Origin of the sequence: Paenarthrobacter sp. CCNWLY172 (genome assembly GCF_037402035.1) — a bacterium.
Classification (GTDB): Bacteria; Actinomycetota; Actinomycetes; order Actinomycetales; family Micrococcaceae; genus Arthrobacter.
The window spans coordinates 79,854-103,013 of the sequence record NZ_JBBEGB010000013.1; the positions used below are offsets into that span (position 1 = coordinate 79,854).

Here is a 23,160-nt window from a genome sequence, read left to right on the forward strand (position 1 = left end):
GATTCCGCCCGGTCAGATTTCGTAGTCGAGCGGCGCCGGCTTACTGTAACCGCCGCTGTGGTACAGCAGGGGAGTGCCGTCGTCGCCTACTTGGCCATCGATGACCTCCACTACTACCACTGCGTTGTTCTCGAACGAGAGCCGCATCTGGATCTTGCCCACCAACCAGCCACTGACATCCTTGAGAATCGGCACATCGTGGGGGCCAGGTTCCCAATGGTCGCCTTCGAACCGGTCACGTGTCCGTGCGAAACGGTTGGCGAGGGCTTGGTTCTCAAGCCCCAGCATGTGGACACCGATGTACTCGGCATTGGCTACGGCCGGCCACGAACTGGAGCTCCTGGCCATGTTGAAAGTGAACCGGGGCGGCTCGGCGGACAGCGACGCCACAGAGGTGGCGGTGAAGCCGAAGGGCTTTCCGTTCAAGTTCGCCGTGATGATGGCAACCCCGGCGGCATGCCTGCGGAACATCTCCCGGAAAGTCTGGTCAAAGCCGGATGGTTCGCTTGTCACGTCGATGAATCTCCTGGACTGGGGGCTGACTCTCCCATCAGCGTATTCCTCCGGCGCTGCCGGGTCCTCATTTTGTTGAGCCTGCATGAACCTTTGTTAATGTGAGGGGTATGACCGAGCCAACCGTGCACGTACCTGCTGTTGCCGAACCGGCCCCGGCCGCTCCTCCCCGCAGTTTCAAGGAGGCTCTCTGGCTTGTCCTTCCGCTGGCCGCCGGCGTCCTTCTTGGAGTGCTCTGGTGGCTGTTGGCTCCGGGTGGGCTCAACCTGGTCTCCGGCAACCCCGCGCTTGCCGATGCAGTCAATCCCGAGTCCTGGCTTCCACGCGACCTGGTCCTGGCGGGGTTGGTACTCGTGGCGGGGTGCTTCACGGGGGTCATGCTGGACGGGAAACTGCAGGGCCCCTCCGTGGGGCGCCGATTGACCTTCGCACTCGTTGGCGGCGCGATGGGTGGCATTGTGGCGTGGTTGGTTGGCTTGCTGACCGCGCAGCTGTTTGGCCCGGCCCCCAACCCCGCACTGGGTCCGGGATATGGATTCACGCTCCGTTCCTTCGCTGTGCTGTTGCTGTGGCCGGCCGCGACGGCCTTCATCACGTTCGTCCTGGCGCTGTTCGGGGTTCTTTCCAAGAAGCCCGTAAAATAGCCAAGTGACCACTTCTTCGGATACTTCCGCCCGCCCCGCCGCTTCCCTCGATTTCCGGAGCATCGATTTCCGGGGCCGCCACCTTTCCCTGGCTGAGCTGCGTGCCGCAGTTCCCAGGGCGCGCCACCAGACCATGGCCGACGCCGAGCAGAAGGTCCAGGACATCATTTCAGCCGTCCGCGGCCGTGGCTTCGCGGCCCTCGCTGAGCTGGCCAGGAAGTTCGACGGCGTGGAACAGTCCCACCCGCGGGTTCCGGCTGAGGCACTGGACCAGGCCTTGGCCGGGCTGGATCCCGACGTCCGCGCTGCTTTGGAAGAGTCCATCAGCCGCGCCAGGCAGTTTGCGGAGCAGCAGCGCCCGGCCAATGTGGATGTTGCCCTGGCCGATGGCGCAGTCGTCAGCCAGAACTGGATTCCGGTGGGCCGCGTTGGGCTCTACGTGCCCGGCGGGCTCGCTCCTCTGGCCTCCTCAGTGATCATGAACGTGGTGCCGGCAGTAGCGGCCGGGGTTGAGTCGATTGCCCTGGCTTCCCCACCCCAGAAAGACTTCGACGGCCTTCCGCACCCCACCATCCTGGCTGCGGCAAAGCTGCTCGGCATTGATGAGGTCTATGCCATCGGCGGTGCGCAGGCGATCGTTTCCTTCGCCTACGGAATCCCGGGATCCGCGGACGAGCTGCCCATTGAACCCGTGGATGTGGTGACCGGCCCCGGAAACATCTTCGTTGCCACGGCCAAGAGGCTCGTCAAGGGCGTGGTGGGCATCGACTCAGAGGCCGGTACCACCGAGATTGCCATTCTTGCCGACTCCACGGCACAGGCCCCCCTCGTGGCCGCCGACCTCATCAGCCAGGCAGAGCACGACCCCAAAGCAGCTTCAGTCCTGGTGACGGACTCCGCTGACCTGGCTGACGCCGTCGTGTCTGAACTGGCACGGCAGGCTGCCGTCACCAAGCACAGCGCCCGGGTTCTGGAGGCGTTGTCCGGGCCGCAGTCCGGTGTGGTGCTGGTGGATGATCTCGAACAGGGGATCGCGGTCTGCAATGCCTATGCAGCTGAACACCTGGAAATCATGACGGCGGATGCTGCGGCTGTTGCGTCGCGGATCCGTAACGCCGGCGCCATCTTTGTGGGTGACTACAGCCCCGTCAGTCTGGGTGACTACTGTGCCGGATCCAACCACGTACTGCCCACCAGCGGAACAGCGGCCTTCTCTTCAGGCTTGAATGTCACCACGTTCCTCCGTGCCGTTCAGGTGATCAACTACAACCGTTCGGCGCTGGAACAGGTCAGCGGCCACATCGTGAGCTTGTCCGGTGCCGAAGATCTCCCCGGTCACGGCGACGCGGTCCGGATCCGCTTTGCGTAGCCCACTTAACCACTACATATAAGGGTGCCCACTACTACATGTAGTAATTACACGCTTGTCATTACGTAGTGAACAAACGTAAACTGGTGCCGGAAGTTAAACTTCCGGCACCTTTTGCGTCCCCGGCAACCCGCCGGCTCCGTTCCGTGCCGGAACTGTCAGGGGAGGCCCAGCGTGTATTGTCCGTTCTGCCGGAATCCCGACTCCCGTGTCGTTGACAGCCGCATGGCCGACGACGGCTCTTCCATCCGCCGCCGCCGTCAGTGCCCTGAATGTGGCCGTCGATTCACCACCGTGGAGACCACCAGCCTTTCCGTCATCAAACGGTCCGGAGTCGGTGAGCCCTTCAGCCGGATCAAGGTCATCAGTGGTGTCCGCAAGGCATGCCAAGGACGCCCGGTTACTGAGGACGATCTCGCCATGTTGGCGCAGGAAGTCGAAGAAAACATCCGGTCCTCGGGTGCGGCGGAAATTGACGCGCACGAGGTCGGTTTGGCCATTCTTGGCCCGCTGCGGAAGCTGGACGAGGTAGCCTACTTGCGCTTCGCCAGCGTCTACCAGGCTTTTGAGTCCCTGGAAGACTTTGAATCGGCCATTTCACTGCTTCGCCACGAGCATGAAGAGCATGCGAAGGCCGGGGCAAAAGAAGCCAAGGGTTCAGAGAAGAGCCCACTCTAGCTCCGGTGGCGGTGCGGAGGGGAAGCCGCACCCGCCACCGGCACCAGGACCGGCACACGCCAGGGTGAGCGTTTCCGGCACGCCGGTCAGCGGCCTCCGGAAACAGGAAGCACAGCTCCGGTAATGTACCCGGCCTCGGCGGACGTCAGCCATAAGACGGCCGCCGCCACTTCTTCGGGTTCAGCCCCGCGCCCCATGGGAATGGTGGGGTTCAACCTTTCCACCCGGTCCGGCATGCCTGCGGCGGCATGCAATCCTGTGTTGGTGCTGCCGGGGGCCACCGCGTTGACCCGGATGCCCTGTTTGGCCACCTCGGCCGCCAAACCAACCGTGAGGACATCTACAGCGCCCTTCGTGGCAGCGTAGTGGACCCAGGTTCCAGGCGAGCCCGCTTTGGTGGCGGTTGACGAGATATTAACGATCGATCCGCCACTGCCGCCGTTGTCGGTGGAGAGCCGTCGAACAGCTTCCTGGCACATATGGATCATCCCGGATACGTTGACGTCAACAACCCGTTGAATGGTCTCGGCCGGTACGCCCACCAGGGGGCCGATCAGGTTGCCGGTGATGGCCGCGTTGTTGATAACGGCGGTCACCTGACCCAAGGCCGCGGCTTCGTCGAACAAACGCACGACGTCGGCGGGGCGGCTGACGTCGGCCTGGACGGCCAGTGCCCTGCCGCCCAGTCCGATAATGTCCTCAGCCACGTTTTTAGCTCCTGCGCTGTCCTCGGAGTAGTTGACCACCACTGCATATCCTGCGCGCGCCGCAGCGTGGGCCACGGCAGCTCCGATGCCTCGGCTGGCCCCCGTGACGATTACCGTTCCGACTCCCGGAACTGTGTCCTCAGCCATCCTGCGGACTACTTGGTGAGCTTGTGGTGCAAAGCGACCTCAAGCGCTGCGCCGACAATACCGGCGTCGTTCTTCAGTTTCGCAGTCACAATCTTGGTGCGCAGGTCCAGGTGCGGGAAGTACTCATCGGAGCGCTTGGAGATTCCGCCGCCCACAATGAAAAGTTCGGGGGAGAACAGGAACTCAACATGCTGGAGGTATCGGTTGAGCAGGACGCCGTACTCGTCCCAGCTCAGGCCATCGCGTTCACGGGCTACGGCGGAGGCCTTGGTCTCGGCGTCGTGTCCATCCACCTCAAGGTGGCCCAGCTCCGCGTTGGGGACCAGCTGGCCGTTGAAGATGAAAGCAGAGCCAATTCCGGTTCCCAGAGTGATGACCAGGACCGTTCCATCCACGCCTTCGCCGGCTCCGTAGCGGGCTTCAGCCAGACCGGCTGCGTCGGCGTCGTTGATAACTTCCACGGGTCGGCCAAGACGCTTGGTAAACCTTGCGTCGATGTCAGTACCGAGCCAGGTCTTGTCCACGTTGGCAGCTGAGTTGACCACGCCGTGCTGGATGATCCCGGGGAAGGTCACACCCACCGGGGAGTCTGCAGCCGGGGCGTCCGGGCGGCTGGACAGTTCTTCGACGATCTGGGCTACAACCTCGGCTACTGCCTCAGGAGTTGCGGGCTGGGGTGTGGGAACACGGAAGCGGTCTCCAATCAGCTTGCCCTTTTTCAGGTCGACGATGCCGCCCTTGATGCCGGTGCCACCGATGTCGATACCGATCAGCGGTGCGTTCTTGTGGGTCTTCTCATCCTTCTTGGACAATGCAATTCCGATCATGGCAGGAGGGGATGGGCATGGCGCAGCCGCCCGGGCTGCTGGACCTTCCGACGAACTCAGGGAAGGGTAAGGATTTCCGCGCCGGTCTCAGTGACCAGCAGGGTGTGTTCGAACTGGGCCGTGCGCTTGTGGTCCTTGGTAACGACTGTCCAGTCGTCGGCCCACATGTCCCATTCGATGGTGCCGAGCGTCAGCATGGGTTCAATGGTGAAGACCATGCCTTCCTCGATCACGGTGTTATACGCCGGGGCTGCGTCGTAATGCGGAATGATGAGGCCCGTGTGGAAGGCCTCACCCACACCGTGGCCAGTGAAGTCCCGCACCACGCCGTAGCCGAAGCGTTTGGCGTAGGACTGGATGGCACGGCCGATTACGTTGATTTCGCGGCCAGGGGCCACGGCCTTGATGGCCCGGTTGAGCGACTCCTGCGTACGCTCAACCAGCAGACGGGATTCCTCATCCACGTCGCCAACCAGGAAAGTGTAGTTGGTATCCCCATGGACTCCACCGATGAAGGCTGTGATGTCGATGTTCAGGATGTCGCCGTCCTGCACCACGGTGGAATCGGGGATCCCGTGGCAGATGACTTCGTTCAGCGAGGAACACAACGACTTGGGAAAGCCACGGTAGCCAAGCGTTGAGGGATAGGCCTTGTGGTCCAGAAGGAACTCGTGGCCGATTTTATCCAGGTAGTCCGTGGTGACGCCGGGCTCCAGGTGCTTGCCCACCTCGACTATCGCCTGGGCCGCGATCTTGCCGGCGATGCGGATCTTTTCGATGGTCTCCGCCGACTTCACCTCGGAACCGGTGAACTTGGCCGGCGCCTTCTTGCCGACGTACTCGGGCCGCGGAATGGAGGCCGGGACAGGCCGCTCGGGGCTGATGGTTCCTGGGGTGAGGGCGCCGATGGGTGCAGTCGAAGCAAGAGAAGGCATAGATTGATCATATAAGGCACACAAGAGACGTAAGTAACAAAGGGTGGCCGGGTTCCCGTGACCCCGCCAACGTTACGCGTCCAGCCGCCCAAGGACCGAGGAGGAGACGTGACGGAGTACTGGTACAACGTCAAGACGCACGAGATCGAAGAGGACGCCATGTCCGATTGGACCCAGCTGATTGGCCCTTACAAAACCAGGGAAGAAGCCGAACACGCCTTGGAAAAGGTTAAAGCCCGAAACGATGCCTGGGACGCCCAGGACGACGACTAGAAGGAATGCTCGGGTCCGGGAAACTGCCCGGACCTGACGTCCTCGCCGTATGCGACGGCTGCGTCGCTCAGGGTGGTGCGCAGGTCGGCGTATTGCTTGACGAACTTGGCCATTTTTCCTCCCCGCAGACCAGCCATGTCCTGCCACACGAGGACCTGGCCTGTGGTGGTGTTCCCGGCACCGATACCTACGGTTGGTACCCGCAACGCGGCATCGACGGCGGCCGCCGTTTCCGCCGGAACCATTTCCATGAGCACGCTGAAGGCTCCGGCGTCCTGCAGTGCGAGAGCGTCGTCCACGAGTCGTTGTGCGTCGTCTCCGCGGCCTTGGACGCGATAACCGCCCAAGGAGTGTTCGCTCTGCGGAGTGAAGCCAATATGGGCCATGACGGGGATGCCGGCCTGAACCATGGCTTTAACGGTGTCTGCGTAATAAGCGCCCCCCTCGATCTTGACGGCGTGCGCCAGGCCTTCCTTGAGGAACCGGACGCCGGTAGCAACTGCGTGCCCTGGCGAAACCTCGTAGCTGCCGAAGGGAAGGTCCGCCACGATCAGGGCCCTCTTGGCAGCCCGGCTCACCGCCCGGGTCAGGGGCAGGAGCTCGTCCACAGTGACGGGCAAGCTCGTCTCGTTGCCAAAGACGTTGTTGGATGCCGAGTCTCCGACGAGGAGGACTTCGATTCCTGCCTGGTCAAAAATCTCTGCTGTGTACTGCTCGTAGGCAGTCAGCATGGCGAAGCGCCCGCCGTTGTCCTTGGCTTGCTGGAGGTGGTGGATCCTGACTCTGCTGATCGGCTTACCTGCGCTTGAAGCGGGCGTCGTGGCAGCAGATGCCGGGCCGGTCCCGTACGGTGCGGGAACTTCGGCGGGCGTGGTGGACTCAGGAAGGTTGCTCGGGGCCATGGGTAGAGCCTAAGGGGTGCCGACGACGCCTGCCACCAGTGTGCCAAGCGTCACTGAATGTAAACGCTGTGTTACGCGCAGGTACTGCTGCGGCATAAGCACCGAAGACTTAGTAGAGTGAAGGCTGAGTTGTCGTGGCTCCAAACCATTGGAACCAGCGGCATGGACACTGAATCGGAAAAGAGGCCCTATGGACCGCCAGCAAGAGTTCGTTCTGCGGACGATCGAAGAGCGTGACGTGCGCTTCGTACGCTTGTGGTTCACCGACGTCGTGGGTTCCCTGAAGTCGGTAGCGCTTGCGCCTGCCGAGGTTGAGGGAGCTTTTGAAGAGGGCCTTGGCTTTGACGGTTCAGCGATCGAGGGCCTTGCCCGCGTCTTTGAGTCCGACATGCTCGCCCAGCCGGATCCGTCGACTTTCCAGATCCTGCCCTGGCGCGGTGAGACGGAACAGACATCGCGCATGTTCTGCGACGTCCTGACCCCTGACGGTGAACCCTCCGCAGCTGACCCCCGCAACGTCCTCAAACGGACCCTGGCTAAAGCTGCGGACATGGGGTTCACCTGCTACACCCACCCGGAGATCGAGTTCTACCTGCTCAAGTCCAAGGACCTCGGCCCCGATGGCTCGCCGGTTCCCGTGGATGAGGGAGGCTACTTCGACCACGTTCCGGGCGGCGTTGCCCAGGACTTCCGCCGTACGGCTGTCACCATGCTCGAATCCGTCGGCATCTCCGTGGAGTTCAGCCACCATGAAGGCGGCCCGGGCCAGAACGAGATCGACCTCCGTTACGCGGATGCCCTGCAGACCGCTGACAACATCATGACCTTCCGTACGGTCATCAAGGAGGTCGCGCTCCAGCAGGGGACTTACGCCACCTTCATGCCCAAGCCATTCACGGACCACCCCGGCTCCGGCATGCACACCCACTTCTCCCTGTTCGAGGGCGATACCAACGCGTTCTTTGAAGCTGGAGCTGAGTTCCAGCTGTCTAAGACGGCACGCCAGTTCATCGCTGGAATTTTGAAGCACGCGCCCGAATTCACGGCAGTCACCAACCAGTTCGTGAACTCCTACAAGCGGCTCTGGGGCGGCGGCGAGGCGCCGAGCTACCTGAGCTGGGGACACAACAACCGTTCCGCGCTTGTCCGCGTTCCGCTGTACAAGCCCGGCAAGGGCCAGTCGGCGCGTATCGAGTACCGCGGGATCGATTCCGCCACCAACCCGTACCTGGCCTACGCTGTCCTGCTGGGCGCAGGGTTGAAGGGCATCGAGGAAGGCTACGAACTTCCCGCTGCTGCGGAAGACGACGTCTGGTCGTTGACCACCGCTGAGCGCAGGGCCATGGGGCATGCGCCATTGCCGGCCAGCCTCCACGACGCCATCCGCGCCATGGAGGAATCGGAGCTTGTAGCCGAGATCCTGGGCGAGCAGGTCTTCGAGCACTTCCTGCGCAACAAGCGCGCGGAGTGGCAAGATTACCGCCTTCAGGTCACACCGTACGAGTTGCAGCGCAACCTCGGCATTCTGTAGGCAAGGCCAATGAGCCTTGCACGTCGGCTCATTTCAGCCGGTTTCAGTGATCTCGAAAAGGCAGAACGTTTCCTTACTGCCCCTGAACTTGAGGGTATTGACCAGGAAGCGCTCTTTGCAGGGCTCTCCATGTCCGCGAGCCCGGACACGGCCCTGCAATCGTTGGTACGCCTTCTGGAGAAGAATCCAGGGCTGAAGAAGCTGGCTGCGGCGGAGCAGGACACCAGCGAGCCCATGTACCGTCTGTTGGGCGCTTCCGAGGCGCTGGGGGAGTTCCTCATGCGCCGGCCTGAACACCTGGATGTGTTCGAGGCCCGCGTCAGCCCGGAGCCCCTCCAGGCCTCCAGTGAAGAGCTCCGGGCCATGCTTCTCCGTTCCGTGAAAGCCGAGCCCGGAGCCCAGCGCCCTGTGGCCGGGATCACCGGTATGCCGGCCTACGCGGCACTTCGGAGTGCCTATCGACGCGGGCTGACCGAGCTGGCCATCAAGGATCTTTGTGCCGCATCGCCCCAGGACTTCATGCCGGCTGTCGGCGCCGAACTGGCCGACCTTGCTGGTGCCGCCATCGAGGCCGCCCTCGCCGTGTCCCGGGCCGAAGCGGCAGGACAGTACGCTGCCGCGGAGATCGCCGACGTCGGGCTTGCCGTCATTGGCATGGGCAAGTGCGGCGCCCGTGAACTGAACTACATCTCCGACGTCGACGTCATTTACGTCATTGAGGCGGGGGATCTGGAGGACGCCCGGGCGTCCACCATCGGTACTGCCCTGGCGTCCGGGATTTCCCGCGCGATTTCTTCGTCGGCGCCGGAGCCCGGGCTGTGGGAAGTCGATGCCAACCTCCGTCCCGAGGGAAAGTCCGGACCGTTGGTCCGTACCTTGCCCTCCCACCTCAGCTACTACGCACGTTGGGCAGAAAGCTGGGAGTTCCAGGCGCTCCTGAAAGCACGCACCATTGCCGGCGACCGGGAACTGGGCCAGCGCTACGAGAAAGCGGTGGAACCGCTGGTGTGGGCCTCCGCGGGCCGCGAAGGGTTCGTCGAATCCGTGCAGGCGATGCGCCGCAGGGTCACCGATTACATCCCCGCGGCCGAGGAACACCGCCAGATCAAACTGGGGCGCGGCGGCCTTCGCGATGTCGAGTTCACCGTCCAGCTGCTGCAACTGGTCCACGGAAAATCCGACGAATCCCTGCGATGCAGGGACACCACGTCAGCCATTGCCGCACTGTCTGCCGGGGGTTACATCGGCCGCACGGATGCAGCCGCTTTCGACAACGCCTACCGGTACCTGCGTTTGCTGGAGCACCGGATCCAGCTTTTCCAGCTGCGGCGAACCCATCTCATGCCTGTGGCCGAGGACGCGCAGCGGTTCCTTGCCAAGGCCGTCCTGGGGCCTTTTTCGCTGGAACGGCCGCATCCGGACCAGCTGATGGCGACCTGGCAGAAGACCAAGAAAGCCGTGCGGGAGCTGCATGAGCGCATCTTCTACCGCCCCTTGCTCAATACTGCGGCCAAGCTGAGCAGCGAGGATGCCAAGCTCACCCCCGAGGCAGCCCAAGGGCGGCTTGCTGCCCTGGGCTACTCGGATCCGCAAGGGGCAATGCGGCACATTGAAGCGCTGACGGCCGGAGTCAGCCGGCGGGCGGCGCTGCAGCGGCAGCTTCTCCCCATTTTGCTGGGCTGGCTCGCTGAAGGCGTGGACCCCGACGCCGGTCTGCTCGCCTTCCGCAGGGTCAGCGAGGCCCTGGGCACGACACATTGGTATTTGGGTCTGTTGAGGGATTCGCAGGCGGCTGCGGAACGCTTGTGCCAGGTGCTGGCCAACTCCCGGCTGATATCGGATCTATTGGAAGTTTCCCCGGAGTCTGTGGCCTGGCTGGGCAGCGACAAAGAGCTGGTGCCCATCAGCTTCGAAGCCCAGTGGCAGGAGATCCGGTCCAAGCTTTCCCGCCACCCGGATCCCGAAAGTGCCATGCGGCTCATTCGCTTGATCCGGCGCCGCGAGATCCTGCGGACAGCGATCGCCGACAGTTCCGGATTGCTGGACCAGGACGCAGTTGGCCTTGCCCTGGCTGAAACCGACCGGGCCGCTGTCCTGGGGGCGCTTCATGTAGCCGAATCCGTCATTGCCGCCGATGGTCCTCTGAAAACCGATGTCCTGGTGGTCGCCATGGGGCGGCAGGGTGGACGGGAAATCGGTTACGGCTCGGACGCCGACGTCATCTATGTGCATCGCGCCCGTCCCGGGTTCTCTGACGCAGAGGCCCAGGAGCAGGCGACGGCGATCGTCGCCAAAGTCTCCAGCTTCCTGACCCAGCCGCTCAAGCCGGCCATCATGGCTGAACGGGTACTCATGGTGGACGCGGACCTGCGGCCCGAAGGCAAGAACGGCGCGATGGTCCGGTCGCTGGAGTCCTATGCGGAGTACTACCGTCGGTGGTCGCTTATTTGGGAGGCCCAGGCGCTGCTGCGGGCGCGTCCCATGGCCGGTTCCGATGAGCTTGCCGCCGATTTCGTCAATCTTATTGACCCGATCCGCTACCCTCGGGAGTTGGCGGAGCAGGATGTGCGGGAAGTCCGTCGAATCAAAGCACGCGTGGAGTCTGAACGTTTGCCGCGAGGCGCCGATCCTGCGCGTCACGTCAAGCTTGGGCGCGGCGGGCTGAGCGACGTCGAATGGCTGGTGCAGTTGATCCAGCTGCAGCACGCCGGCAAGCATCCGGAGCTGAGGACAACTTCGACGCTTGAGGCCCTCTCCGCAGCGGAAAAACTGGACTTCATTGGACACGACGACGCCGCGCTCCTGCGGGATGCGTGGCGGTTTGCCAGCAGGATACGCTCAGCGAATGTGATCGTCACGGGCCGGGCTTCTGACCTTCTGCCGTCTTCACGCAAGGACCTTGAGGCTGCGGCCCGCTGGTGTGGATATGCTCCAGGAAATGCCGGACAGTTTGAAGAGGATTACCTGCGGCTCAGCCGGAGGGCCAGGGGAGTGTTCGAGAAGGTCTTCTACGGCAATTAGCCCGGGGGAAGCGCCGCCCCGGCCTTTTCCCGGGCATGCCGCAACATGGAGACCACCGGAACTCCTGGCACCAGCGTGCCGTTGACCACGTAGCCTTCTTCACGGTCCCGGAGTGTCTCCACCATCCGATCCCGCCAGCGGTGCAGTTCAGCGTGGCTCGCGGGATCGTCGGCGAGGTTGAAGCGTTCCTGAGGATCGGCGTCGAGGTTGAACAGTTCTTCTGTTCCTCTTCCGGAACCCCAAATGTATTTGTGGTGCCCGTCGGTCAACCAGTGCAGGTTCTGGCCCCAATAGACGTGTTCGCCGTGCAGGACGTCCCGGACGGATTGAGTATTCTCGCCGCGCACCAGGGGCGCAAGGGACTTTCCATCCACGGAGTCCGGGATGGGCAACCCGGCAAGATCCAGCAGCGTGGGCATGATGTCCCGCAGTTCCACCACGTGGTCCACTACGATGCCCCGCGCTGCGTCCTGTGCTGCAGGTGAGTTGGCGATAATGAACGGTATGCGGGCGGATCCCTCGTAGGGCACGGCCTTGCGGAACATGTGGTGGTCGCCCATCATTTCCCCGTGGTCGCTGGTGAAGGCTATGACCGTGTTGTCATCGAGTCCGAAATCCGCCAGTGACTCCTTGATCCGGTTGATCTGCAGATCGATCTGCGCCATCAGGCCGTAGTACCCAGCCCTGGCGCGGTGGACCACATGGTCCGGCATTCTGCCGTAGCTTGCTTGGTAGTCTCCGTCCCTCCGGTTCCCATCCCAGTGGTGCTCCCAATTGCCCACCACGGCCTCATACCCGGGAAGGCCGAGGTACTGCTCAAAAGCCCACGACGGCGGGTCGTACGGTGGGTGCGGACGGTGGAAGGAAAGGTAGAGGAAGAAGGGTTTCACGGGATCGCGGCGGTGCATCCATTCGATGGCCTGCGTGCCGATCCAATGCGTAGGGTGCAGGTTCTCTGCCTTGTCCCAGGGCCGGGCAACAACCGAGTTGCAGTTCACGCCGTGATCGAAATACTCTGCATCGGGGCTCATCCCCGGCTGCCTCCGGAGCCACGGCACGTAGTCATCAAACATGGCGAAATGCTGTTGGTGTTCCCGCCGCGCGTGATGAAGGTAGCCGTCATGGAGGACCACATCGTCGAAGCCGAGCCTTGAGCGTTCGGGCCACACATGCATCTTGCCGATTGCTTGGGTGTGGTATCCGCCCTTTCTGAACTCGTCCTGTACTGTCACCGGGTGGACAGCGTGAAACGGTACGCCGTCGTTGTACCCCACCCGTCCGTGGCGTTCCTGGGACTGTCCTGTAAACAGGGCCGCGCGGGCAGGGACGCAGGATGGCGTAGCAGAATAGCCTTTGGAGAACCGCACGCCGCTTCGGGCGAGTTCGTCGAGATGGGGTGTTTCGACGTAGGGATGGCCGTCCGAGGACAGGCAGTCGCCCCTCCATTCATCCACGCAGATCAGAATGACGTTCGGCCGGTTCATGGAGAGGTTCCTTCGACGTAGGGAACAGTTGTGACAACACTAGTAGGAAGACCCCGCGAAATGCTTGAATATGACTCGAAAGATCAATTTTCGAGCGCGAATGATCACTCTGACGTGGGTGATGTGTGGCTGATTCCGCTTAAGTGCCTGGACGATGACGCGCGGGCCATTCACCTGGGTGCCGTGGCCACGCTTTCCGTCGAGGAGAGGCAGCGCGAGTTCGTCGGGGACCCCCTCCGCATGATGCTGCTGGGCATGGAGGAGGAGTCCCGTCTGCCGTACGTCATTGAGTCAGGGGGGCTGGCGGTGGGCGTGCTGACCCTCCAGTACGGGGCTGCGGAATTGGCGGGTTGGTCCGACGATGATTCTGCATGGCTTCTCAGGGGCTTCCTGATCGACTCGGGAAGCCAAGGGCGTGGCCTGGGAACACGGGCTGCGCGTGCGGCAACACAGGAGGCGTGGAAGCTGACGACCCGGCTGGGCGGCGGCCAGACCGGCGTCGTGCTGTCCGTCAACGAACGTAATCCGGCGGGACAGGCTGCTTACGCCAAGGCTGGCTTCGTCGATGCAGGCAGGTACCTGGGCGGCAGTTCCGGTCCGCAGCGAACGATGTACAGGGCCTTTGAGTGACACTGACGTCAACACTGGTTGACGATTAGCATTTCGTCAACTAGGGTTGACGCCATGGAGGTGGACCGAATGAAGACGCTGGTGGGATCGATGGATGGAATGGGCCCGGCTGAGGCACTGTACGCTGTAGCGGAACTTCAGAAGGAAGTCGGGCGGCGGGAAGCTTCGCTGGTACGTGCGGCCAGGCAGTCCGGTTTGTCATGGGAGGCGATAGCCCTTTGCCTGGGCGTCAGTAAGCAGGCGGTGCACAAGAAGTACGGCAAGCAGTAGAAATACTGCCGCGGCAAAATGTGCAGGGGTCTGGCCCCGGCGGCTGGGGTCGTTTAGGATTCTCCCGTGACAATCAGCGTGGATTCGGAAGGTGCAGCTTTCTCCACCATGTGCTGTTTTCGCTGCGAACAGGCAGGGCCGCACTGGTCCTCGCGTCACGGCCGTGCCGGTACGTTTGTCTGCCGGCGCTGCTTTGCGACCTTCTCTGACGAAGAACCTGCTGCAATGGTCGGGGGAGTTTTAAGCCATTCTCCGGCGACCGCCGAAGAGCTGCGGTTTTTCGAATCCAAGTAGTCGCGGTACCTGGCAGGCGAAAAAACGAGTACACGCTACTCGTGTCCCCGCAATGGCCGCGGGGCAGCATTGTGGTTATGACAACGTATGTGATTGAACCAGCGGCCCTGCTCCATCGCTGCCAGTGCTGCGGCGAAGAAACCGACCGGGTGTTCTGCACTGACTGTGCAGCGCCGGAAGTCCCGGGACGGTCGCCCAGAACCAAGCACTGATGGCTTGGCTCCCGTGAGCGCTGCGGCTCCTGGGGCATCAGGCTGCGCAGACGCTAAGTATCCTTATAGACTTCTTCTGTCACTGTTCTCTAGGCAGAGGGAAAGTCCATGGAATACAACCCAAGTTCGACAGAGAAGACCGTCCTTGCCGGGGAGTTGGACCGGCGCCATGTGGGCCAGTCCGTGAGCTTTCAGCCCAATGACTTCACTGTGGTTTTCGGAACCATCGCAGGCATTGCGCGAACCGAAGCGCTGGTCTACCTGTCGCTTGATGGAGTCGGCGGCGGTACCCACCTGAAGGATGAATACGACCTCACGATCGACCACAAGGTCTACCTTCAGCTGGATCCGCTGGGCAGCGCTGAAAAGGGTCTTTCGGAAGCTGCTGGTTTCGTCAAGGAGAAACTGGATGAGATCGCCAGGAACATCCGCGAACGCGATCAGGATAAGACTGAGTAGTTAGCCGCAAAAAAGGCGATCCCCGGTCCATATGGACCGGGGATCGCGCTGGTTAATGCGCGTGGTGGAGCTTAGACGCCGTAGTAGAGCTCGAACTCGTACGGGTTCGGGCGCAGCGACAGCGGGCGGATCTCATTCTCGTACTTGTAGTCGATCCAAGTGTCGATGAGGTCCTGGGTGAAGACGCCGCCGGCCTGCAGGAACTCGTTGTCCTCGCGAAGGGCCTCAAGAGCTTCTTCCAGGGAACCCGGAGCCTTGGGGATGTCCTTGGCTTCCTCGGCCGGGAGCTCGTAGAGGTCCTTGTCGATGGGAGCCGGGGGCTCAATGCGGTTGCGGATACCGTCGATGCCGGCCATCAGCTGGGCAGCGAACGCCAGGTACGGGTTGGACGAGGGGTCCGGAGCGCGGAACTCGATGCGCTTGGCCTTCGGGTTGGTGCCCGTGATCGGGATACGGATACCGGCGGAGCGGTTGCCCTGCGAGTAGACCATGTTCACGGGTGCCTCGAAGCCCTTGACCAGGCGGCGGTAGGAGTTGACCGTCGGGTTGGTGAAAGCCAAGACTGCGGAAGAGTGCTTCAGCAGGCCGCCGATGTACCAGCGAGCCATGTCGGAGAGGCCTGCGTAGCCCTTCTCGTCGTAGAACAGCGGGTCACCGTTGCTCCACAGTGACTGGTGGCAGTGCATGCCCGAGCCGTTGTCACCGAAGACGGGCTTCGGCATGAAGGTGACGGACTTGCCCCAAGCATCGGCAGTGTTCTTGATGATGTACTTGAACTTCTGCAGGTCATCAGCAGCCGCGGTCAGCGTGGTGAACTTGTAGTTGATCTCGGCCTGGCCCGCGGATCCAACTTCGTGGTGGGAGCGCTCAACCTCAAGGCCGGCCTTATCCAGTTCGATGCACATGGCGTCGCGAAGGTCGGCCTGCTTGTCGGTGGGGGAGACCGGGAAGTAACCGCCCTTGACGGGGGTCTTGTAGCCGAGGTTTCCGCCCTCTTCCTTACGGCCGGTGTTCCAGTGAGCTTCCTCGGAGTCGATCTTGTAGAAGCTGCCCTGAGGGGAGGACTCGTACTGGATGTTGTCGAAGACGAAGAACTCAGCCTCGGGAGCGAAGAAAGCAGTGTCGGCGATGCCGGTGGAGGCCAGGTAGGCTTCAGCCTTCTCGGCTACGCCACGGGGGTCGCGGTGGTAGGGGTCACCGGTGCGGGGGTTCACGATGGAGAAGTTCAGCGCAAGCGTCTTCTCGATGCGGAACGTGTCGATGAAGGCCGAGGTCACATCCGGGATGAGCTGCATGTCGGACTCAGCGATGCCCTGGAAGCCGCGGATGGAAGAACCATCGAAGAGCTGGCCATTGACGAAGAAGTCAAGGTCAACGCTCTTGGCCGGCACATTGAAGTGCTGCTGGACACCAGGAAGGTCGGTGAAGCGGATATCGACGAATTTGACGTCTTCGTCTTTGATGAACTTGAGGACTTCGTCCGCAGTCTTGAACATCTATGCTCCTTATGCATATCAAGTAACAGGCCCGGAAGGCCGCGTGGTGCAGCCCATGCCAAAGCTCCGGAGACACAAAACATCCCCTTGTGCAGTGGTGGCTGGCAACTCATACCACCATAGGGAGATGGGATTTCCCGGGGGTGTCAGTATTGTTTCCGGCAGGTTACAGAATCATCGGTTGTGTAAACGGTAGTCGGCTTCCCGGTGTCTGGTCCACGTCGGTCCGGTGGGCGAACACTGCGCCCCGACAAGCACCTCTGGCGGCCGCTTCCGGAGCTCTGGCAGGTCGGACACCGGGCAGCCCAGCCGTTAGGCTTGAAGTGTGGTAGATAGAAAAGACATTGGCTCCTGGTTGAGCGGTCCGGACACGTCCGGAATCTCCAAGTATCCCGGCGAAAGGCTCGGGTTGCCTGAATCGGGTCCCGGCTCCACTGCGCGCGCCGGGCGCCGCATCCTGGGCATCGTTGTGGATTGGACCATCGCGTTGGTCATCAGCAACTTTGCCTTCGGCGGCGACCCATGGGCTACGCTGGCCATTTTCGCTGTTGAGCAGATTCTCCTGATTGGCACCTTGGGCTACAGCATCGGACACAGGGTGGCTGGCATCCATGTGGTTCGCTTGGGCGGAGGTCCTGCCGGTCCGGTGGCCGCAGTGGTACGGACGATCCTCTTGTGCCTGGTCATTCCGGCAGTCGTCTTTGATCCTGACCAGCGGGGCCTGCACGACAAAGCGATGAACACTATCCTCATACGGATGTAGGCACGCCCTCCCGGCAAAGAAGACAACAAAAAACCGCTGCTCCACCGAATTCGGGGAGCAGCGGTTTTTCGTTGTAGCGAAGAGCGTCAGCGTCCGCGCGCGGCCTTGCGGTCAGGGCGCGCTTTGTAGGGATCAATGCCTTTGGGGATCGGCAGGCGGTTCCCCAGGGAATTGATGCGTTTGCTGACAGCGTTTACTTCAATCTTGGTGAGCTCCTTGTTGAGCTTGCCCATGGTCTTTGCCAGTTTGTTCAGGGGCACTTGGCCTTCTCCCCGTCCGGATTCCAGAACGTGGATGGTGACGTTCGGAAGAATACGGGCAAGGCGCTTGCGCTCTGCATCGACAAGGGGCTTAACACGGTGTGTGGGACCTTCGCTGACCAGGACAACCCCGGGCCGGCCAATGGCCATGAAGACTGCGTCCTGCGTGCGTGGGTTGACCGCTACAGGCTGGTCCTGCGTGACCCAACCACGGCGGAGGGTTCCCAAGGCGGCGCCAGAGGCGCCCGGCTGGTTCTCGATCTGGGCGAAGGCAGCCTTTTCGGCCCTTCGGGACAGGATGAACACCGCTGCCAGGAGACCCAGCGGAATACCGATAATCAGGCCGGTGACCCAGTTCTCCAGAAGGAAGCCGATCAGGAATGCGACAGCCACCACGGCAAGGAACGCCAGCACCATGATCCACACGACCTGGGGATCGTTCCGCCGGGTCATTTTGAAGACTTCAGCGATTTGCTTCAGCTGGCCAGGCTTCTTTGCCTTGGCTTCCTTGGGCTTGCGCTGGAACAGCCCACGCTTGGGTGCGTCGGCCGAGGGGGTCGAGTTGCTGGAATCAGGGGAGTTCGCCATAGTGCCTTAATTCTACGTGATGTACGCCCAGACACCGGACGCCTTGAGGACCACGGCCAGGCCGCAGGCGATTCGTTTTTGATTTCTCCGTCACGAACCAGCCCGCTGTGTCACTTGGTTTAAGTGACTCCCAAGCTCCGGAGTGACTCGACACTGCGCATTTCCCCACGTTCGATCGCCATAGGAACCACATGCCCGATTTGCCGCCACTGCTCACCATCGTCCTTGAGGAAACCGGACAACTTGACCGCGAGTCCGCCATGTACCGGCGATTGATAGCTGCACGCCTGCGGCTTGAATCGCATTTCTCGGTCCTTCATGTTGCTGAGCCCTTGACGACGACCGTCATCGCCAGGCTCTGCCGGCAGATCGACAGCAAGTACGTCATCTTCATGCGGACTTCCCACCTCTTGTCTGCGAACTACGTGGCCACCCTCTTCGAGTACCTCAAGTCGCGCACGGTCTATCTTGCCGAGCCCGTCATGTACACAGGCCCCATCCCGAAACATGTGGCCGGAACCAAGCTCGACGACGCGTACCACTACGCCCGCGACACCGACGTCTTTGGCAGTGCCTTCAACACGAGGAGATTGTCCGACGCACTGGAGGCGCTCGAGGACGTGGATCGCACCGCCATCTACACCAGCTACCGCATGTATTGGTCGATAGCGAAGGTCAGGCCGCTCACCACAGGTTTCTCTATGGCATCAGATACCAAGGGAGCGATCGGCCTTAAGGTTGCCGCGGAAGCCAACCGTCTGATGCCGGTGATGCCCGTTCACTCCAAAGAAATCAGGCTGCAGGTCCTGCGCTACGTTGCACTGTTCCTCCGGGGGATCCGGGGGCAAAAGGCGACGTCCATTAAGTTGAACCATCTTCGGGACTTGATCAGCGGCTTCGAGCTGATGGAGCTTCTGGCCATGGTGGAGCCGCTGCAGCCTTTCGAAGCTGCCTGGATCCGCTGGCTGGTTGACCCGGAAGACGGCAAGCAGTTCTACAAGCAACTCAGCAACAAAGACGCCTACCTGGTTTTCCGGCACAAGCCTGACGCTGGCGCGAGCGAGGTCCCACTGTATGAGTTGCTGTTCAATGACGAGATCCTGAGGATCGGAAAGTGCTATCTGGCACGCAATCTCAGGTCCGGCCATGCCAGGCCCGGCAGCTACAACTTCTACAACCGGCCGATCCGCCCTTCCTCGACGATCCTCTTTTTCGACCGGCCTCATCAAGCAGACGACAATGCAGAGCATTTGTATGAGTACTTCACAGCAAGGCATCCCGAATTTACCCATGCGTACTTCGCGATCAACCCCAAGTCGCCCGACTGGGCGCGCCTGGAGGCCAAGGGCTTCAACCTGATTTCTATTTTCACCAAGGATTTCTACGAGAAGTTCCTCATATCAGACCTTGTGGTGTCCTCGCAGATATACAGCATCAGATACCGCGGAAAATCGTTCGCCAACTCCCGGTTTGTCTACCTCCAGCATGGAATCCAGCTCAATGACATGTCCGATTGGGTGCTCTCCAAGTACTTTGACGTTTTTGTTGCCACGGGCAGGATCGAAACGGAATACATGAGCAAATTGGCTCCTGTTGAGACCCTGAACAGTGGATTGCCGCGCTACGAGTCCTTGGCCCGCGACATCCACGGACAACAACATCTTCTCTTCATGCCCACATGGCGCTTCAACCTGCACCAGTCCTCGACTGAGCACTTTGTGCAGTCGGACTACTTCCATGCCATTGACACCTTGCTCTCGGACCCAAGGCTCATCAGGTTCCTTGAGGACACAGACCGGATCATGCATGTGAAGCTTCACCCCAACGTGGAAAAACGAGCCGGACAGTTCAGGTTTACCGAACGCATCGTGAAGTCTGATTTGAGCTACCGGGAAGCGATCTGCGCCGCTGAGCTCGTGGTGACCGACTACAGTTCCGCGGCCCTTGACGCGGCCTTCGTGGGCAAGCCAATTGCGTACTACCACTGGGACGCAGCCGATTTCTTCAAGGACCAGCCCTACGAGAGTCGCATGGACTACAGCGACGACGGACTGGGCCCTGTGTTCAGTGAGCACTCCGAGCTGGTGAACCACATCGTCCGTGAGGATTTCGCCGTGAGGGATCCCAAGTACATCAGACGCCGTGAGCGCTTCTTTGAGGGAGTGGATCCAGCACGCATCAACGAAAAGATCGTCGAAAGGATGTTGAGTCTCTGATGGCGTTGATTCATGGCTTCAAGAAGAGCATCACCAAAGCGGGCCGGGCGGCGGCCTACTCGCCTGCCGGGCTGGAGGTCGCCAGGGCAGTCCTGGCCTCCCGTGCCGATTCACCCGTGCGGCGCATTATCAAGGCCAAGGGCCTGGAGGGGAGGATCCGCCGTGTTGCCTCCGAAAGCCTCCCGCAAGGGGTCTACTTCGCGAAGCTGACCTTGGGCAATTGGGAAGCCTGGAAGGGTCAGCAGTTCCGGCTGCTCCAGGACGGGAAGGTGGTCTATGGAAACATGGTGGAACCACCGGCCCGTGGGTTCCCTCTTGAATACCGCAACATCATCGTCACCTCGGACGATGTCTCCCGCTTCGCTGTCGATATCGATACACCCTATGAGTTGAAGATCGGGCGGGGAGCGTTCACTACGCGACAGCAAGTTTCGTACGATGAGCAGTATGGTGTGGAGCAACACGGGGACGTGTTCTACTCCTTGCGCGGGAACACAACAAACCCGAAAAGGATGCTCATCACCTTCCCTGGTTTTGGCCCTTCGACTACGCGGATTTCCTATGCAGTAAGTTACCTCAAGGACCTCACGGAGACGGACCTGCGGGACACCATGATGGTGTGCTTCCAAGACCGTTACCTGGTGGCCGGTTCCTACATGATGGTGGACAATGCAGGCAGGCCTCTGGAGAGCCGGGTAGGGGGAGCCATTGAGGGGCTGCGGAGCCGGTTCCACATCGATCATAAAGAGATGCTCTTCTTCGGTGCATCCAAGGGTGGTTCCATCGCCATCCACTACGCCATGGACTATCCTGAGGCCGCCTTGCTTCTTGCAGTGCCGCAAATGAACCTGCCGTACTACTTCAGCAAGCCGTTCTTCAAGGACAACCTCTTGCAAAACCGTGCCTTGCGCGATGTCGGGCAACCAGAGGACCGCCTCCGCCGGTATTTCGCGGAAGGACGCAAAATTGACTACTTCTATACGAACTCCGACGAGCTGAGCAATCATTCGCTGATCGAGTTGGCCTCCGACATACCCAATCTCTCGAAGTACCGCATCAATGGCGGACACTCCGACGTCGCCAGGGCCGCTCTCCCCGCCATGTTGTGCATCATTCGGAGATTTCTCGGCGACCCGGTGGAGGAACAATTCGCGTGCGAAGAGATGCGTACCTTCCGCCACGACCAGACCCTCCAGGTGCAGGTCAGGATCGATGCGGAAGCTTCCACGGTCACCGGGGCCAACTGGTTCATCGCCGGGAGCTCGGGGAGAACACGGTTCCTGCAGCTGATGACGGAGCACTCCTATCACTTCGTCAAATACACCGCCGGTGAGCAGAGCCTTTTCCCCGCCTATGACCCCATCGGCCAGCTCTCCCAGGTGATCGCCATGAAGGCCGATGGGACCACGTGGACCGGCGCCCTGCCGGAGGCTGTGAAACCGGGGACACGGATACCAAAGAAGACCTTGAGCTCCCAGGCGTTGACACTTCACACAGAAACCACGCAGGACTATGCCGTGCTCGACGGAGATACCTTCGCGCGTTTCCGCTATAGCTGCCGCACACTGGCCCCTGACGGTGACACCATGGAGATCCATTTCGTTTCCGACCCCGAAGCAGGCATTGCAGACGTCGAGGACAGTTGTACCCGGACGGCGTGCAGGGCTGCAGTCCAAGTCCTCGATGGCTGGGCCTTGGCGGATATCGCAGCCCTGAGGTTTGTCATCGCTGCCGGAGTCCAGCGCTTGCTGATTGTCGTCCATGGAGACACGCACGCCGACGCTGCCGAGGCACTGTCCGCCATTGACTGGGAAGACACCAGCGTTGTGCTTGCGGACTCCCGGGAGGTGGCCGGTGTCCGACAATACTGATTCAAGCAGAGGTGGCCAGCCCCCGAAGAACCAGATCATCCGCTCTTACGCGGATGTCGCCGCCATTCAAGACAACGTAGTACACCTCAAGGAAACGCCCGGGTCTGAATTCACCTCATCAAGCGTCGAATTCGCGGGAACTGGAAACGTCCTCTTCATCGAGGATGGAACAAGGCTCCGCAACACAAGGCTCCGCTTCCTGGGGAACGACGCCGTGATCCATCTCCGAAAGTCCCATGGGTTCCTCAGGCTGATTGTGACGGTATTCGAAGAGTCCGTCTTCTATTTGGGCCCTGGCGCAACTTTCACGGCAGAAGCGCGGGTCCTTCCCACTGAACGCAAGCACGTGATAGTGGGCAGCGATGCAATGTTTTCGTCCCGGGTTGCCTTCAGGACGGCCGACCCACACTTGATCTATTCAGTCGAGCATCACCAGCGGGTCAATCCGAGCGAGTCCATTTGGGTGGGGGACCATGTGTGGTTGGGGGAAGACACGCTTCTTCTCAAGGGAGCCAAGGTCGGTTCCGGAAGCATTCTTGCTGCCCGTGCCCTGATCACCAAGAACGTCCCGTCCAACGCTACAGCCGCGGGCGTGCCCGCAAGGATCGTGAGTAAAGGGATCTTCTGGACGCGACCATCAGTGCATGGGTACACGGCGGACCAAACGGAAAAGAGCCTTGTCCATTCGGGGAGTGAGTTCATCTTCGTCTCCGACGAGCAGGTCATTGACGTTTCCACCTTGGAACGCGGGTTGGACGATGCTACCTCCGGCATCGGACGGGCCGCCTGGTGCTTCCAATTGGATCACCTGGGCGCCCGGAACCGGTTTTACCTGGGATGAGACCACTCAGCCGCGCCGCCTGGTGGGGCGGCGCGGCTGAGGATGGGTTTGCCTACTTGTGGGCGGCGAGGATGGTGGAGGCTTCCTGGCGGGTGGTGCCCGAGTCCTGGATGCCCTCGGCAATGTGGGCGAGGTGGGCGGGGATGTCCCGACCCTTCTTCCGCATCGCGGTGGCCCAGAGGCGCCCGGCCCGGTACGAGGACCGCACCAACGGACCCGACATCACACC

At 61.4% G+C, this 23,160-nt stretch carries 22 protein-coding genes and 1 pseudogene; 14 read left to right on the forward strand and 9 right to left on the reverse strand.

The window, feature by feature from the left end:
* Positions 1–12: 12 nt before the first annotated feature.
* On the reverse strand, positions 13–513 hold the full coding sequence (locus WBN73_RS18190; protein ID WP_207597532.1) for a flavin reductase family protein: 501 nt from the start codon (positions 511–513) through the stop codon (positions 13–15).
* Between the two features lie 110 nt (positions 514–623).
* Here WBN73_RS18190 and WBN73_RS18195 point away from each other — a divergent pair, with 110 nt between their 5' ends.
* From WBN73_RS18195 to nrdR, 3 genes are all read left to right on the forward strand, one after another.
* Positions 624–1,157, forward strand: coding sequence for a hypothetical protein (locus WBN73_RS18195; protein ID WP_337340955.1), 534 nt, complete (start codon positions 624–626; stop codon positions 1,155–1,157).
* Between the two features lie 4 nt (positions 1,158–1,161).
* Positions 1,162–2,526 carry a histidinol dehydrogenase gene (gene hisD / locus WBN73_RS18200; RefSeq protein ID WP_280627718.1) on the forward strand — a complete coding sequence of 455 codons (1,365 nt, stop codon included), beginning with the start codon at positions 1,162–1,164 and terminating at the stop codon, positions 2,524–2,526.
* 174 nt (positions 2,527–2,700) lie between these two features.
* Positions 2,701–3,204 (forward strand): transcriptional regulator NrdR, encoded by a 504-nt coding sequence (gene nrdR, locus WBN73_RS18205; protein WP_089594513.1) that lies wholly within the window; start codon positions 2,701–2,703, stop codon positions 3,202–3,204.
* Between the two features lie 86 nt (positions 3,205–3,290).
* Here nrdR and WBN73_RS18210 read toward each other — a convergent pair whose 3' ends face one another.
* The 3 genes from WBN73_RS18210 to map form a co-directional block, all read right to left on the reverse strand.
* Positions 3,291–4,058, reverse strand: a complete 768-nt coding sequence (locus tag WBN73_RS18210) for an SDR family oxidoreductase (RefSeq protein ID WP_207597131.1) — start codon at positions 4,056–4,058, stop codon at positions 3,291–3,293.
* An 8-nt stretch (positions 4,059–4,066) separates the two neighbouring features.
* The gene (ppgK, locus tag WBN73_RS18215) at positions 4,067–4,870 is read right to left on the reverse strand and encodes a polyphosphate--glucose phosphotransferase (protein ID WP_278251957.1); all 804 of its coding nucleotides are present in this window, start codon (positions 4,868–4,870) and stop codon (positions 4,067–4,069) included.
* A 71-nt stretch (positions 4,871–4,941) separates the two neighbouring features.
* A complete protein-coding gene (map, locus tag WBN73_RS18220; protein ID WP_207597133.1) occupies positions 4,942–5,820 on the reverse strand; it encodes a type I methionyl aminopeptidase in 879 nt (292 codons plus the stop codon).
* 108 nt (positions 5,821–5,928) lie between these two features.
* Between map and WBN73_RS18225 the strand changes: the two genes are divergently transcribed.
* Entirely contained in the window at positions 5,929–6,093 is a 165-nt protein-coding gene (locus WBN73_RS18225; protein WP_011774435.1) for an SPOR domain-containing protein, read from the forward strand.
* On the opposite strand, the gene panB is transcribed toward WBN73_RS18225, so the two are convergent.
* The gene (panB, locus tag WBN73_RS18230) at positions 6,090–6,995 is read right to left on the reverse strand and encodes a 3-methyl-2-oxobutanoate hydroxymethyltransferase (protein ID WP_207597134.1); all 906 of its coding nucleotides are present in this window, start codon (positions 6,993–6,995) and stop codon (positions 6,090–6,092) included. The two genes, WBN73_RS18225 and panB, sit on opposite strands and share 4 nt — an antisense overlap.
* Before the next feature lie 190 nt (positions 6,996–7,185).
* On the opposite strand from panB, the gene glnA (WBN73_RS18235) reads away from it, so the two are divergent.
* On the forward strand, positions 7,186–8,526 hold the full coding sequence (gene glnA / locus WBN73_RS18235; RefSeq protein WP_026542529.1) for a type I glutamate--ammonia ligase: 1,341 nt from the start codon (positions 7,186–7,188) through the stop codon (positions 8,524–8,526).
* Between the two features lie 9 nt (positions 8,527–8,535).
* A complete protein-coding gene (locus WBN73_RS18240) occupies positions 8,536–11,547 on the forward strand; it encodes a bifunctional [glutamine synthetase] adenylyltransferase/[glutamine synthetase]-adenylyl-L-tyrosine phosphorylase (RefSeq protein WP_337340954.1) in 3,012 nt (1,003 codons plus the stop codon).
* Here the strand turns inward: WBN73_RS18240 and WBN73_RS18245 are convergent.
* Positions 11,544–13,031, reverse strand: coding sequence for an arylsulfatase (locus WBN73_RS18245; protein ID WP_337340953.1), 1,488 nt, complete (start codon positions 13,029–13,031; stop codon positions 11,544–11,546). The genes WBN73_RS18240 and WBN73_RS18245 overlap by 4 nt on opposite strands.
* 60 nt (positions 13,032–13,091) lie before the next feature.
* On the opposite strand from WBN73_RS18245, the gene WBN73_RS18250 reads away from it, so the two are divergent.
* The 4 genes from WBN73_RS18250 (at position 13,092) to WBN73_RS18265 (ending at position 14,896) form a co-directional block, all read left to right on the forward strand.
* Complete coding sequence (locus WBN73_RS18250; protein ID WP_207597137.1) at positions 13,092–13,661, forward strand: GNAT family N-acetyltransferase; 570 nt, start codon at positions 13,092–13,094, stop codon at positions 13,659–13,661.
* Positions 13,662–13,715: 54 nt separating this feature from the next.
* Positions 13,716–13,931: a hypothetical protein gene (locus WBN73_RS18255; protein WP_026542533.1), complete on the forward strand. Its 216-nt coding sequence runs from the start codon at positions 13,716–13,718 to the stop codon at positions 13,929–13,931.
* Between the two features lie 66 nt (positions 13,932–13,997).
* Entirely contained in the window at positions 13,998–14,225 is a 228-nt protein-coding gene (locus WBN73_RS18260) for a hypothetical protein (protein WP_207597138.1), read from the forward strand.
* Between the two features lie 320 nt (positions 14,226–14,545).
* The gene (locus WBN73_RS18265) at positions 14,546–14,896 is read left to right on the forward strand and encodes a hypothetical protein (RefSeq protein WP_207597139.1); all 351 of its coding nucleotides are present in this window, start codon (positions 14,546–14,548) and stop codon (positions 14,894–14,896) included.
* Positions 14,897–14,967: 71 nt separating this feature from the next.
* Here the strand turns inward: WBN73_RS18265 and glnA (WBN73_RS18270) are convergent, their stop codons facing one another.
* Positions 14,968–16,392 carry a type I glutamate--ammonia ligase gene (gene glnA / locus WBN73_RS18270; RefSeq protein WP_089594519.1) on the reverse strand — a complete coding sequence of 475 codons (1,425 nt, stop codon included), beginning with the start codon at positions 16,390–16,392 and terminating at the stop codon, positions 14,968–14,970.
* A gap of 325 nt (positions 16,393–16,717) precedes the next feature.
* Here glnA (WBN73_RS18270) and WBN73_RS18275 point away from each other — a divergent pair, with 325 nt between their 5' ends.
* Positions 16,718–17,155 (forward strand): RDD family protein, encoded by a 438-nt coding sequence (locus tag WBN73_RS18275; protein WP_207597140.1) that lies wholly within the window; start codon positions 16,718–16,720, stop codon positions 17,153–17,155.
* 86 nt (positions 17,156–17,241) lie between these two features.
* On the opposite strand, the gene WBN73_RS18280 is transcribed toward WBN73_RS18275, so the two are convergent.
* Entirely contained in the window at positions 17,242–18,003 is a 762-nt protein-coding gene (locus tag WBN73_RS18280; RefSeq protein WP_207597141.1) for a DUF4191 domain-containing protein, read from the reverse strand.
* 191 nt (positions 18,004–18,194) lie between these two features.
* Between WBN73_RS18280 and WBN73_RS18285 the strand changes: the two genes are divergently transcribed.
* The 3 genes from WBN73_RS18285 to WBN73_RS18295 are packed head-to-tail and all read left to right on the forward strand — an operon-like array spanning position 18,195 to position 22,931.
* Complete coding sequence (locus WBN73_RS18285; RefSeq protein ID WP_337340952.1) at positions 18,195–20,219, forward strand: CDP-glycerol glycerophosphotransferase family protein; 2,025 nt, start codon at positions 18,195–18,197, stop codon at positions 20,217–20,219.
* Complete coding sequence (locus WBN73_RS18290) at positions 20,219–22,090, forward strand: hypothetical protein (RefSeq protein WP_337340951.1); 1,872 nt, start codon at positions 20,219–20,221, stop codon at positions 22,088–22,090. The genes WBN73_RS18285 and WBN73_RS18290 overlap by 1 nt, the downstream gene beginning before the upstream one ends.
* Positions 22,074–22,931 carry an acyltransferase gene (locus tag WBN73_RS18295; protein ID WP_337340950.1) on the forward strand — a complete coding sequence of 286 codons (858 nt, stop codon included), beginning with the start codon at positions 22,074–22,076 and terminating at the stop codon, positions 22,929–22,931. Before WBN73_RS18290 ends, WBN73_RS18295 begins: the two co-directional genes overlap by 17 nt.
* Positions 22,932–22,983: 52 nt before the next feature.
* Here WBN73_RS18295 and WBN73_RS18300 read toward each other — a convergent pair.
* Positions 22,984–23,160: pseudogene (locus tag WBN73_RS18300) on the reverse strand (lipoyl synthase); the annotation flags it as partial.